Here is a 12,724-nt window from a genome sequence, read left to right as displayed (position 1 = left end):
ACGCGCTCCCTGACCGGGGGAGAGTACGTGCAGGTGCGTTGACGCCTGCGCGGCTTATCCGGGCTGATCGCCCGCCTGGCCCGGCAGCGGCCACACCATCACCCCGGGCCCACCCCGAGCAGGTGCCGCATTGACTCTGCGGCGCGGACTGCGTGGCCGCCCCGGCTCAATGTTTCGGGGTCTCATCGTCGGGGAACCAGCTCCACATGGGAGCGCTCCCATTACCCACTCCCCCAAGGACGATGGAGGAAGATCGCGAAATGATTTGTCATGAACGCGGCAATTCCTTACGTTGGGCGTCTCGCGCCCTTGGTCTGCTGGCCGCGGCGCTGCTGTGCCTGATCCCGTGGTCCACCACCGCGAGCGCCCATGGATCGGTCGTCGACCCGGCCTCCCGCAACTACGGGTGCTGGCTGCGCTGGGGAGACGACTTCCAGAACCCTGAGATGGCGCAGTTGGACCCCATGTGCTGGCAGGCGTGGCAGGACAACCCGAACGCCATGTGGAACTGGAACGGGCTGTACCGCAACGGCTCCGCCGGTAACTTCCCGGCGGCGATCCCGGACGGGCAGCTCTGCAGCGGTGGCCACACCGAGGGCGGCCGCTACAACTCGCTGGACACGCCGGGCGCCTGGCAGACGACGAACATCGGCGGCAAGTTCACCGTCAAGCTGTACGACCAGGCCAGTCACGGTGCGGACTACTTCAAGGTGTATGTGTCCCGCCAGGGGTACGACCCCACCACCCAGCCGCTCAAGTGGAGTGACCTGCAACTGGTCACCACGACCGGCAAATACGCCCCCAGCCAGAACTACGCGATCGACGTCAGCACCTCCGGCTACACCGGTCGCCACGTCGTCTACACGATCTGGCAGGCGTCGCACATGGACCAGACGTACTTCCTGTGCAGTGACGTGAACTTCGGCTGAGCGGGACCCCTTACGGCTCAGGCACCCGCGCCACGACCCCGCCGGATGCGCCCTGTCCGGCGGGGTCATCCGAGGGGGCAGGGGAGGTCCGGGACCCAGTGGTTGGGGGTGCAGGTGACCAGGGCCAGGGAGAGGAATGAGGTGCGGCCCAGGTAGAAGCCGAAGGAGACGTCCCCGGCGTGGGTCAGGCGGTCGGCGGCCGTGGTGACCAGGCGGGCCAGGCGGGCGGTGTCGGCTTCCTGGTGGGAGAGGAAGCCGGGGGCGTGTTCGGTCAGTTCGCGGCCCAGCCAGGCCGCCGCGTCCTTGGGTTCTTCGAAGGTGGCGCGGATGAGGGTCGGAGACTTCAGGAGCCAGAGGGACGTTTCCAGCGGGGGGAGCTCCGAGTGGCGGAAGGCTTCCAGGAGGCTGCGGTAGCGCTCCTGGTCCTCGCGGTAGTACTCCTCGTCCGCCGCCGTGATGGGCGGGCCGGGGTGGTCGGGTGGGCGGCCGAGGGCCTCCCGGTCGAACAGCTCCTTCTCGCCCAGCCACGAGTACGCGTGGATGTGCACGCGTCAGGGGTTCCCTCCGGGGGGTTCCCGGAAGGCCCCTGATGGGGTGATGTCAGCGGTTTGTTGCGCTATTCCGAGACGTCGATCTTCGCTACCGCGTCGTAGAACGACAGATGGTCCTTGATCTGCGCCACCTTCTCGATCGGCTGCGGGTACGCCCACACCACGTCCGGCCGGGGCTCCGCCTCGTCGCCCGCCGCGCCGCGGTAGGTCCAGTACGCGGCCTCGCCCTTGAAGGGGCAGATGGTGTGGGAGTCGGTCGGCTGGAAGAGGGTCAGGTCCACGTCCTCCGGGGGGAGGTAGTAGCGGACCGGGAGACCTGTCTCGTGGACGAGCAGGGGGCGGGTCGACTCCGCGACGACGCGGCCGTCGATCGTGACCGTGACGTGCTGGGAGCCGCGCTCCACGTCCACGCGGTGTCCGCCGGTGCCGGTGGTCTGCGGGTGGGAAGCGGGGGTGGTCATCTCTTCCTGGCCTCCTCGGTATGCGGTTCGGTTCCGGGTGAGTGGGACACGTTTTCGGGTGTCTCCGGGGCGCGCCTTCCGGTGCCTCCCGGTCGCACCTCCCGGTGTCTTCCGGCTGCTTCCCGGTGTGACAGGCGTCGTGTGTCCTGTCTGCGGCAACGTCCTCGGCGCCGTCGTCATTCCGGGGGCGTTACGCGTCGTTCCGGAGGGCCCTACGCGTCGCCCGGCTCGCGGGGCCAGGCGCGGCCCTCCTGGCGCTCCACCTCGCGGTTGAAGCGGGTGAGGACGTCTTCGAGACGGGCCACCTCCTCGGAGGGCCACGACTCCAGCAGCCGGGACAGGTCGGTCTGTCGGCACGTCCGTTCCGCCGCCATGCGGTCGGCGCCCCGCGGGGTGATGCGGAGCTTGCGGGCCAGGCCGCCGTCGGGGTCCGCGATGCGTTCGACGAGACCGGCCCGGAGCAGGGCGCCGGTCTGGCGGTTGACGGTCGAGACGTCCAGCTGGAACGCGTCGGCAAGCTGGCCGATGGACATCGCGCCCTCGGCGTCCAGGCGGGAGAGGAGCAGATAGCCGGAGCGGTCCAGGCGGGTGGGGGTGCAGGATTCGGCGCCGAGGTTGGTCTGGGGAGCTGTGTGGGCTTCCACGCGGGTGTCCGGGTGGGCGTCCTTGCCGGTGTCCGTGCGGGCGTCCGATTTCGTGCTGGGTTTCTGGGGCTCGGCCTCGTGGGCCTCCGTCGCCTGGACCTTCCGTTCGCGGGGCGTCAGGACTGAACACCTGGCCACCAGCATGAGCTCGCGCTCCAGCCGCTCCAGCCGCCGATCCAGCACGATTCCTCCTCGCCTCCCCCGCGCCCCTCAATCGAAGTGTGCACGATACACGTCATGTGTAGGATGCACATCTCTCATCGTTCCACTTATCGCACATCTCTCGAAATCTCTTTGGAGGCGGCATTCGCATGCCCCAGTCAGCCCCACCTCGCCTCGCGGAACCTCTGAGCGCCGCGCCCTCCGGCACGCCGCTCCCGCGGGAGGTCGGCGGTGGCTTCGTGGCGGTGCTCGCGTTCTGCGGTATCGCCGTGTCCGTCATGCAGACGCTGGTCGTTCCGCTCGTCACCGAGCTGCCCCAGCTGCTGCACACCACCAGCTCCAACGCGTCCTGGGTGGTCACCGCCACCCTGCTCGCCGGCGCGGTCTCCACCCCGGTCATGGGCCGGCTCGGGGACATGTTCGGCAAGCGCCGGATGCTGATGGTCGCGTTGGCACTGATGGTCATCGGCTCGCTGACCTGCGCCGTCACCTCCGACCTGGTGGTGATGGTGGTCGGCCGGGCCATCCAGGGCGGGGCCATGGGGGCCATTCCGCTCGGCATCAGCATCATGCGGGACGAGCTGCCGCCGCAGAAGCTGGGCTCGGCGATGGCTCTGATGAGCTCGTCGCTGGGTATCGGCGGCGCGCTCGGGCTGCCCGCCGCCGCGTTCGTGGCGCAGCACACCAGCTGGCATGTGCTGTTCTACGGGGCCGCGGGGCTGGGCGTGATATCGATCGCCCTGGTGCTCGCCGTCATCCCGGAGTCCTCCGTCCGCACCCCCAGCCGCTTCGACGTCATCGGCGCACTCGGGCTGACGGCCGGACTCGTCTGTCTGCTGCTGCCCATCACCAAGGGCGGTGACTGGGGTTGGACGAGCGGCACCACTCTCGGGCTGTTCGGCGCGGCCGTGGTGATCCTGCTGCTGTGGGGCGTCTTCGAGCTGCGCATCGCCGAGCCGCTGGTCGATCTGCGGACCACGGCGCGGCGTCAGGTGCTGCTGACCAACCTCACCTCGATCATGGTCGGCTTCTCCTTCTACGCGATGTCGCTGATCCTTCCGCAGCTGCTGCAGCTCCCGAAGGCCACCGGTTACGGCCTGGGCCAGTCGATGGTCATGGCGGGGCTCTACTTCGCCCCGATGGGCGTCGCGATGATGCTGGTCTCGCCGCTGTCCGCGCGGATCAACGCCGCGAAGGGGCCGAAGGTCTCGCTGGTCCTCGGGCTGATCGTGATCGGCGCGACGTACGGCACGGGCCTGGTGATGATGGACTACATCTGGCAGATCGTGGTGCTGTCCACCGCGCTCGGCGTCGGCATCGGCATCGCGTACTCGGCGATGCCCACGCTGATCGTCAGCGCCGTTCCGGCCGCCGAGACGGGGGCGGCGAACGGGCTCAACACCCTCATGCGGTCCATCGGCATGTCCACCTCCAGCGCGGTGGTGGGCGTGATCCTGGCGCACCAGACGACCGACTTCGGCGGAGTGGCGCTGCCGAGCAAGGACGGGTTCCAGACGTCGTTCCTGGTGGCGTGTGCGGCCTCGGTCGGCGGCCTGCTGATCGCCCTGTTCCTGCCCGCGCGGCGGCGCGCCGGGCTGGCGGGCTCGGCTCCGGTGGCCACCTCGGCGCCCGCGACCGCGACCGCGGCGGACCCCGCCCTGGTCGCCGACTCCGCCCCCGTGGCCGCCCCCGCTCTCGTGGGCGCCCCGGCCGCCGTCGCAACCTCGGCCGCCTCGGCTGCCTCGCCTGCCTCGCCTGCCTCGGCTGCCTCGGCTGCGACAGAGTCTGCGACAGAGGTCGGGGATGTCGCCTACGCCGACTACGCGGCGGCGGACATGCCCGCCCTCACCGGCAGCGTCATCCACGGCCGCGTCCTCGGCCCCGGCGGCACCCCGCTCGCCGACGCCGCCATCACCCTCATCGACACCGGCGGCCGTCAGCTCGGCCGTACGGTCACCGGCCGCGACGGCCGGTACCGCGTGCCCGCCCCGGACACCGCGAGCGTCGTCCTCATCGGCTCGGCCGCCGGGTACCAGCCGCAGGCCGCCACGCTGCTGGTGACGGACCTGCCCGTCGTCTGCGATCTGCGGCTGTCCGGCGGGGGCGGACTGACCGGGTCCGTACGGGCCGTCGGCGGGGAGCCGCTGGCCGGTGCGACCGCCACTGCCACCGGCCCCGAGGGCGAGGTGGCCGCGTCGGCGACCGCCGACGAGAAGGGCGAGTTCGCGCTGCCGGAACTGGCCCCGGGGACGTACACGCTGACCGTGGCCGCCGCCGGGCACCGGCCGTACGCCACCCAGGTGGAGCTCACCGTCGGTGAGCCGGTGCGGGTGGACGCGCAGCTGCCGCCGGCGGCCCGGGTCCGGGGCACCGTACGGGACCGGGGCGGCCGGCCGCTCGGGGACACCCGGGTCTCGCTGCTGGACGCGTCCGGTGACGTGGTCGGCCAGGTGATCACCGGTGACGACGGGTCCTTCGGCTTCGAGGCCCTCACCGGCGATCACTACACGGTGGTGGCCAGCGGCTACGCACCGGCGACCCGCCAGATCGCGGTCGGCGGCGCTGCGGGCACCGAGCGGCGGGATGTGGACTTCCTGCTGGGTCACGGCGAGGAGTGAGACGCCCCCGTCTCGGGCCCGGAGCTTGAGACGGGGCCTCCTCTCCGGCCCGGAACCGGAGGCGGCCCCGTCTCCGGCCCGGAGCTTGAGACGGCCTCCTCTCCGGCCCCGAGCCGGAGACGGCCCCGTCGGTCTCAAGCTCAGGCGTCGCCGCTGAAGGCTCTACGCGCGGGCAGGCCCGTCAGGCGACGGCAGTCCCGTTGAGTCAGCGAAAACCAGAGGTAACCAGAGGTAAGGAGCAGCGCCCCCGGGCGCTGCTCCTGTTCATTCCTCCTCCTCGGGGAGGCTCTCCCACGCCTCGCCCTTCCGGTACAGCTCGTAGCCCTCCTCGTCCGCGATGGACTCCGCCTGGGCACGGCTGCGCACAGAGATCTCATACGTGTGGCTGTCGACGGTCGCGTGAACGCCCGAGCCATCGGTGACCGTCTCGATCGCATGCGTCTCGTAGATGACGCGTCCCGGCTCGCATTTGCTCCAGACCACATGCATGCTCACTGCCATCGGACCCACTCCCGCGCAGACGAGTCCCCTGGCTTCAGGGTCTCACCTGAGCGCCTGGTCCACCTGGCTTGACGTGGCCCCATGGCCTGACGAGGCCCCCGTCCGGCCGGAAGCCGCGACGGCTCCCCGGCTGCCGAAGAGCGCCATGTTCGCCAGGGCGAGGACCACCAGCGCGCCCCCGAACCACATCACGCTGGGGACCGCGATCCCGTCCGCCGCCCGGCCGCCGAGCAGCGCGCCCAGCGCTATCGCCACGTTGAAGACCCCGACGAACAGCGCCGACGCCGCCTCCCGCGCGTCCGGCGCCGCGTGCAGCACCCAGGTCTGGCAGGTCACCGACACCCCGCCGTACGCCAGGCCCCACACCAGCAGCAGTACGGCCGCCCCGGCCGTCGTGGAACCGGCGACCGGGATCAGCAGCTCGGCCGCCGCGAGCAGGGTGAAGATGACCATGAGGGTGCGGCGCGGATAGCGATGGGCGGTGGTGCCGGCCAGGAAGTTCCCGGCGATGCCCGCCACGCCGTACGCCAGCAGCAGGGTGCTGATCAGGCCCGTTCCGACCCCGGCGACGTCCTCGAGCACCGGGCGGACGTAGGTGTACGCCAAGAAGTGGCCGGTGACCAGCAGCAATGTGGTGATGAGGCCGGTCCGCAGCCGGACGTTGCGGAACAGCCCGGGCACCTCGCGCAGCCGCACGGTCCCGGCCGTGGGCAACGGCGGCAGGGTGACGGCCATGGCGGCGGCCACGGCCAGCGACAGGGCGGCCATGGCGGCGAACGCGACCCGCCAGTGGACCAGATCGCCGAGGAGCGTCCCGATCGGCACCCCCAGCACCGAGGCCACCGCGATACCGCTGAAGATCAGCGTGGTGGCGTGGCCCGCGGACCGCTCGGGCACCAGCCGCACCCCGAGCCCGCCGGCGATCGACCACACCCCGCCGATGCTCACCCCGACCAGCACCCGGGCGAACAGCAGGACGGCGAAGCCGGGCGCGAGCGCGGACAGCAGATTGGCGACGGCCAGCAGCCCCATCAGACCGCACAGCACCAGCCGCCGGTCGAAGCGGCCGACGGTGACGGTGAGCAGCGGGGCGGCGAACGCGGCGACCAGACCGGGCACGGTCATGGCCAGACCCGCCGTACCGTCCGAGACGCCGAGTGCGGAGCCGATCGACGTCAGCAGGCCGACCGGCAGCATCTCGGTGGTGACCACCGAGAAGGTGCCGACCGCGACGGCGACGACGGCGAGCCAGGCCCTGAGCGGCGAGCGCACCACCGGAGGTGACCCGGATGCGCCTGCCGGAGCGGTGAGTTCCGTGCTATTGGACATGTCCTTAGCGAACAACTGTGCCCCTGCGGGAACAACGCCGAAGTTCTCAGACTTCTATGAGCGAGGCTCATCAATGCGAGTCGATGCACGTCGATGCGAGTCGATGCACGTCGATGCGAGTCCAGGCGAGGCAAGACGAGTCCAGGCGAGGCGATGCGCGTCAGCGCGAGCGCGACCCATGGGGAGGCCATGGCCGGGTTGGAGATCCGCGAGCTGGAGTGCTTTCTCGCGCTGAGCGAGGAGCTGCACTTCGGGCGCGCGGCCGAGCGGTTGTACATCTCGCAGAGCAGGGTGAGCCAGCTACTGCGGTCCCTGGAGCGCCGGATCGGCGCCCGGCTGCTGGAGCGCACCAGCCGCCGGGCGCGGCTGACCCCGCTCGGCGAGCGGTTTCTGGCCGACCTCCGGCCCGCCTACGAGGCGCTGTACGGGGCCGTCGAGAGCGCCCGCGGTGCGGCGCGCGGGGTGGAGGGCGTACTGCGGATCGGGTTCCAGGGGGCCGCCGATGAACGGGTGACCGAGGCCATCGCGGCCTTCCGGGAACGCCACCCCGGCTGTGAGACGACGACCGTGGAGGTCCCGCTGGCCGATCCGTTCGGCGCGGTACGGGCCGGTGAGGTGGACGCCGCGATCGTATGTCTGCCGGTCGCCGAGCCCGATCTGGTCCTCGGCCCGGTCTTCTCCAAGCAGCCGCAGACGGTGGTGGTCTCCGCCCGCCATCCGTTCGCGGGCCGCGCCCGCGTGGATGCCGAGGCGCTGGCCGACTGCCCGCTGATCGGCCCGTCCGCCCCCGCGCCGCGCTACTGGCACGATGCGATGGCGCCCGCCGCCACCCCCGGTGGGTGCCCGATCCCGCGCGGGCCGCGGGTGCACACGCTCCAGGAGGGGCTGGCTGCGGTCGCGGCGGGACGGGGCGGGATGCTGCTGTGCGTCCCGACGGCGGAGTATCACCGCCGCCGGGACATCACCTTCGTACCGGTCGAGGGGGTGCCGGACTCGATGCTCGGCCTGGTGTGGCGGCGGGCGGACGAGACGGCGCGGATACGGGCGTTCGGGCGGGCGGTGGAGGAGCTGTGCTCGGCGCCGGACTGAGCCGCGTTGGCATCATCCCCGCGCCGTGCCATGCCGTGCCATGCCGTGCCATGACCTGGGCGGCCTCGCCCCCGGCGCCGTACCGTGGCCTGCCGTCCCCGGGCCGCGTCGGGCCTTGCCCCCCGACGCCCTCCCTCACCCCGCCTCGGCCTCCCCGCTACCCCACGTCCCTGCGCATGCACACCCGTGGCCAGCGGTCCAGCCCATGGCCCGCCTCGCAGCGCCGGATCTCCCGGAGGCCGGGGGTCAGCTCGGCCTCGGCCAGGGTCCGGAAGCCGCAGCGTGCGGCGTAGTACGGGGCGTTCCAGGCCACGTCGACGAAGGTGGTCAGGGTGAGCGCGGGGACGCCGTCGTCGGCGGCTCGCACCGCGATGTGGTCGATCAGGGCCCGTCCCACGCCACGGCGGGCGCTGTCGGGGTGGACCGAGATCTGCTCGATATGGACGTTTCCGTCGACGGGGTCGGTGATCAGATACGCCATCGCCCGGTCGGCGTCGTCCACCGCGACCCAGGCCCGTCCGGCCCGCTGGTAGCGGCTCAGCTCCTCCAGGCTCAGGGGCTCGTCATCGGCGACTTCGTCCATCCCGATGTCCCGGAAGCAGAGTCCGGCGGCGCGCTCTATGTCCTGGAGGACGGGGAGTTCTTCACTGGTGCTCGTTCGAATCCGCACCCCACCATCATCCTCCGGAACGCCGGAACAAAGGTGTGCCCCCCACCGCCGTGGAGAGCACCCTTCGGCCGTTCCTTCGTTCCTTCATATGAAGGCATATGAACGCCACCGAACCGAGGGCACCCCAATGACCTCGGCCTTCTCCGCTGGCGATGATCAAGAACCTACCAAGAACGGCGATTCGAGGGGAGGTTGAGGGGGCCACGAGGTCTCACGCGGCCCCACGAGGTCCCACCTGGCCCCACGCCCCACGCCTCACGCGGCCCCACGAGGTCTCACCCCGGCCCCACGCCTCACACGCCCACGAGGTCTCATGCCCCGGCCTCGGCAGCGCCCTCGGCGATCGCCTCCTCGACCTCGCCCGTGCGCGCCGCCTCCTCCGCCGCGAAGCGCCGTTCGTCCAGCCGCTCGGCGAGTTCCTCGTCCTGGCTCATCAGCAGGTCGAGGTTGCTGTCGCCCAGCTCCAGCACGCCCATGTCGACGTACGCCCGCTGGAGCCGCTCACCCCACAGCCCGATGTCCTTCACACAGGGAACGATCCGGCTGAACAGCAGCTTGCGGAACATATGCAGGAACGACGACTGCTCGCAGTACTCCTCGGCCTCGGCCTTCGGGATGCCGAAGTTCTCCAGGACCTCCACCCCGCGCAGCCGGTCGCGCATCAGGTAGCAGCCCTCGATGACGAACTCCTCGCGCTCCCGCAGCTCCGCGTCGCTCAGCTGCCGGTAGTAGTCGCGCAGCGCCATCCGGCCGAAGGCGACATGGCGGGCCTCGTCCTGCATGACGTAGGCGAGGATCTGCTGGGGCAGCGGCTTGTCGGTGGTGTCGCGGATGAGGCCGAACGCGGCGAGCGCCAGGCCCTCGATGAGCACCTGCATGCCCAGATAGGCCATGTCCCAGCGGGAGTCGCGGAGGGTGTCGCCGAGGAGGGTCCGCAGGTCGGTGTTGATGGGGTAGAACGTGCCGAGCTTGTCGTGCAGGAAGCGGCTGTAGAGCTCGGCGTGGCGCGCCTCGTCCATGGTCTGGGTCGCGGAGTAGAACTTCGCGTCGAGGTCGGGCGCGGCCTCGACGATCCGGGCCGCGCACACCATCGCGCCCTGTTCGCCGTGGAGGAACTGGCTGAACTGCCAGGCGGCGACGTGATGCCGCAGCTCGCCCTTGTCCCGTTCGGTCATCCGGTCCCAGTGGCGGGTGCCGTAGAGGGCGAGCGACTCATCGGGGGTGCCCAGGGGGTCGTACGGATCCACCTCCAGGCCCCAGTCGATCCGCTTGACCGCGTCCCACTGCTTGTCCTTGCCCTTCTGGTACAGGCCGAGCAGCCGGGCCCGGTGGTCGTCGTACTCCCAGCTGAATCGGGCGGCGCCACCGGCGGGCACCTGCCACAGGGGGTCCCCGGGATCCATCGCGTAGAGATCTTGCGTCGACACCGACGCCTCCTTCGCCTCGCTCCCCCGTGAACGGATGCGTACTCGGCAGGCTCACATGACCGTTACTCGCCGGTCAATAAGACCTCCCCAAGGGATTGACGCCCTTGCTGACACAGAGTCTCATAAGAGATATCCACCGGTAACCCATCCCACCGGCGTTTGTCCGAGCCACCAGTGAGGTGCCCTCAGCGATGACCACCACGACCGAACCCCCCGCGCTCCGGGACGCGCTCGGGCTGATCAAGGACCGCGAACGGGTCGCGGAGCGACTGCTCGAATCCTCCGCCAAGCACTCCTTCGACCCCGACACCGAACTCGACTGGGACGCGCCGTTCGAGCCCGGCAAGTGGTTCTGGCCGCCGGAGCTGGTCTCGCTCTACGACACGCCCATGTGGCGGCGGATGCCCGAGGAGCAGCGGCAACTGCTCGCCCGGCACGAGGCGGCGGCGCTCGCCTCCCTGGGCATATGGTTCGAGATCATCCTCATCCAGCTGATGACCCGGCACATCTACGACAAGCCCGCGACCAGCGCCCATGTGCGGTACGCGCTCACCGAGATCGCCGACGAGTGCCGCCACTCCAAGATGTTCGCGCGGCTGATCACCAAGAGCGGTACCCCGGCCTATCCGGTCACCCGGCTCCACCACAACCTGGGCCGGATCTTCAAGGCGATCTCCACCACGCCCGGTTCGTTCACCGCGACCCTCCTCGGCGAGGAGATCCTGGACTGGATGCAGCGGCTGACCTTCCCCGACGAGCGCGTGCAGCCGCTGGTGCGCGGGGTGACCCGGATCCATGTGGTCGAGGAGGCGCGCCATGTGCGGTACGCGCGCGAGGAGCTGCGCCGCCAGATGCTGCGGGCGCCGCGCTGGGAGGCGGAGCTGACCCGTATCGGGTCGGGCGAGTTCTCCCGGATCTTCTCGCAGGCGTTCATCAACCCCAAGGTCTATTCGGACGTGGGGCTCGACCGGCGCGCGGCCGTCGCTCAAGTACAGGCCAGCGCCCATCGCCGTGAGGTGATGCGCAGCGGCGCCGCCAAGCTGACCGAATTCCTCGACGACGTCGGGGTGATGCGGGGCGTGGGCCGCCGGCTGTGGAAGAGCTCGGGGCTGCTGGCGTAGGGGTCGTCTGCGGCGGGCTGTTCCCCTCCCCGTCCCTTCCCACGCAGCGTCGATATGCGGCTCCGCCGCGTGGGGGCTCCGCCGCGTGGGGGCTCCGCCCCAGACCCCGGCGTCCAGGGGCGAAGCCCCTGCCACGCGGCGGACACCCTGTAGGGCTGGGGCCAGGGGGCATCGGGCCGCCGGGCCAAGGGGCATCGGGCCGCCGGGCCCAAGGGCGCGTTCCGGCCGGACCCGAGGGCCCATCCGGGTCGGGCCGAAGGGGGCATCCGCTTCGTCACCCTGGCCGGTTACGCTGCCAGGCATGACGACAGGCAGCGGCACCGCTTCGGCGCCCCCGGAGGCGACACCCCCGGCGGAGGCGAGCGCCGCCGCACGCCCGGCGGCGGAACCCCCGGCCACCGCCCGCCCGCCGGCCGCCCGGCGGGGGAGCTACCGCAGGCTGAGCGTCGAGGCGCGGCGGGCCGAACTCCTCACCGCCGCGCTCGGCCTCTTCGCCCATCGCGCGCCCGAGGACGTATCGCTGGACGATGTGGCCCTGGCCGCCGGTGCCTCCCGTCCGCTGGTCTACCGCTACTTCCCGGGCGGTAAGCAGCAGTTGTACGAGGCGGCGCTGCGCAGCGCCGCCGATGAGCTGGAACTGTGCTTCGAGGAGCCCAGGAGCGGTCCGCTCAGCGGCCGGCTGAGCCGGGTGCTGGACCGCTATCTGGCCTTCGTGGACGAGCACGACGCGGGGTTCAGCGCGCTGTTGCAGAGCGGCAGCGTGGTCGAGACCTCGCGGACGAACGCGATCGTGGACGAGGTGCGGCGGGCGGCGGCCGAGGAGATTCTGCTCCATCTGGCGGTCAAGGAGCCCGGTGCGCGGCTGCGGATGATGGTGCGCACCTGGATCACGGCCGTCGAGGCGGCCTCGTTGATCTGGCTGGACGAGGAGAAGCAGCCCCCGGTGGAGGAGCTGCGCGACTGGCTGGTGGACCAGTTCGTGGCGATGCTGACCGCCACCGCGACCACCGATCCGCAGGCGGCCCGGGTGATGCGGGCCGCGCTCATCATGGAGCCCGCCGAGGGCCTGGTCGGGCGGCTGGCACGCCGTGTTGTGCCCGCGCTGGGGGGTGAGGCGTCGCATCTGCTGTGACGGGTGCGGTGGGTGACAGCCGTGACGCGGACGATCGGTGACTGCTGTGATGGGCACGGCCGGTGACGGCCGGGGCGCGGGCGATGCTGT

General features: G+C 71.1%; 12 protein-coding genes. 5 read left to right on the top strand and 7 right to left on the bottom strand.

The features are described 5' to 3' along the window. Positions 1-260 precede the first annotated feature (260 nt). Complete coding sequence (locus CGL27_RS31755; protein WP_078643608.1) at positions 261-929, top strand: lytic polysaccharide monooxygenase auxiliary activity family 9 protein; 669 nt, start codon at positions 261-263, stop codon at positions 927-929. A gap of 65 nt (positions 930-994) precedes the next feature. Here the strand turns inward: CGL27_RS31755 and CGL27_RS31750 are convergent, their stop codons facing one another. The 3 genes from CGL27_RS31750 to CGL27_RS31740 form a co-directional block, all read right to left on the bottom strand. Then, the gene (locus CGL27_RS31750; protein ID WP_119991469.1) at positions 995-1,477 is read right to left on the bottom strand and encodes a hypothetical protein; all 483 of its coding nucleotides are present in this window, start codon (positions 1,475-1,477) and stop codon (positions 995-997) included. 68 nt (positions 1,478-1,545) lie between these two features. Beyond that, positions 1,546-1,941, bottom strand: coding sequence for a DUF427 domain-containing protein (locus CGL27_RS31745; protein ID WP_078643605.1), 396 nt, complete (start codon positions 1,939-1,941; stop codon positions 1,546-1,548). A 212-nt stretch (positions 1,942-2,153) separates the two neighbouring features. After that, entirely contained in the window at positions 2,154-2,768 is a 615-nt protein-coding gene (locus tag CGL27_RS31740) for a MarR family transcriptional regulator (RefSeq protein ID WP_119991468.1), read from the bottom strand. A 128-nt stretch (positions 2,769-2,896) separates the two neighbouring features. On the opposite strand from CGL27_RS31740, the gene CGL27_RS31735 reads away from it, so the two are divergent. Continuing rightward, positions 2,897-5,365: an MFS transporter gene (locus CGL27_RS31735; protein WP_119991467.1), complete on the top strand. Its 2,469-nt coding sequence runs from the start codon at positions 2,897-2,899 to the stop codon at positions 5,363-5,365. Positions 5,366-5,629: 264 nt separating this feature from the next. Here the strand turns inward: CGL27_RS31735 and CGL27_RS31730 are convergent, their stop codons facing one another. Beyond that, a complete protein-coding gene (locus CGL27_RS31730) occupies positions 5,630-5,866 on the bottom strand; it encodes a hypothetical protein (protein WP_014054887.1) in 237 nt (78 codons plus the stop codon). 42 nt (positions 5,867-5,908) lie between these two features. Next, positions 5,909-7,195 carry an MFS transporter gene (locus CGL27_RS31725; RefSeq protein WP_119991466.1) on the bottom strand — a complete coding sequence of 429 codons (1,287 nt, stop codon included), beginning with the start codon at positions 7,193-7,195 and terminating at the stop codon, positions 5,909-5,911. Between the two features lie 189 nt (positions 7,196-7,384). On the opposite strand from CGL27_RS31725, the gene CGL27_RS31720 reads away from it, so the two are divergent. Further along, positions 7,385-8,284: a LysR family transcriptional regulator gene (locus CGL27_RS31720; protein ID WP_119994641.1), complete on the top strand. Its 900-nt coding sequence runs from the start codon at positions 7,385-7,387 to the stop codon at positions 8,282-8,284. A 157-nt stretch (positions 8,285-8,441) separates the two neighbouring features. Here the strand turns inward: CGL27_RS31720 and CGL27_RS31715 are convergent, their stop codons facing one another. Continuing rightward, a complete protein-coding gene (locus CGL27_RS31715; RefSeq protein WP_078643598.1) occupies positions 8,442-8,954 on the bottom strand; it encodes a GNAT family N-acetyltransferase in 513 nt (170 codons plus the stop codon). Between the two features lie 311 nt (positions 8,955-9,265). After that, positions 9,266-10,381, bottom strand: coding sequence for a ferritin-like domain-containing protein (locus CGL27_RS31710; protein WP_119991465.1), 1,116 nt, complete (start codon positions 10,379-10,381; stop codon positions 9,266-9,268). 191 nt (positions 10,382-10,572) lie between these two features. On the opposite strand from CGL27_RS31710, the gene CGL27_RS31705 reads away from it, so the two are divergent. Beyond that, positions 10,573-11,502: a diiron oxygenase gene (locus CGL27_RS31705; protein ID WP_119991464.1), complete on the top strand. Its 930-nt coding sequence runs from the start codon at positions 10,573-10,575 to the stop codon at positions 11,500-11,502. A 301-nt stretch (positions 11,503-11,803) separates the two neighbouring features. After that, positions 11,804-12,634: a TetR/AcrR family transcriptional regulator gene (locus tag CGL27_RS31700; RefSeq protein WP_240450707.1), complete on the top strand. Its 831-nt coding sequence runs from the start codon at positions 11,804-11,806 to the stop codon at positions 12,632-12,634. The last annotated feature ends 90 nt before the right edge of the window (positions 12,635-12,724 follow it).

The sequence above is a fragment of the Streptomyces sp. 11-1-2 genome (genome assembly GCF_003595545.1).
GTDB classification, from domain to species: Bacteria; Actinomycetota; Actinomycetes; order Streptomycetales; family Streptomycetaceae; genus Streptomyces; species Streptomyces hygroscopicus_B.
This window is presented reverse-complemented; position numbering and strand designations above follow the sequence as displayed.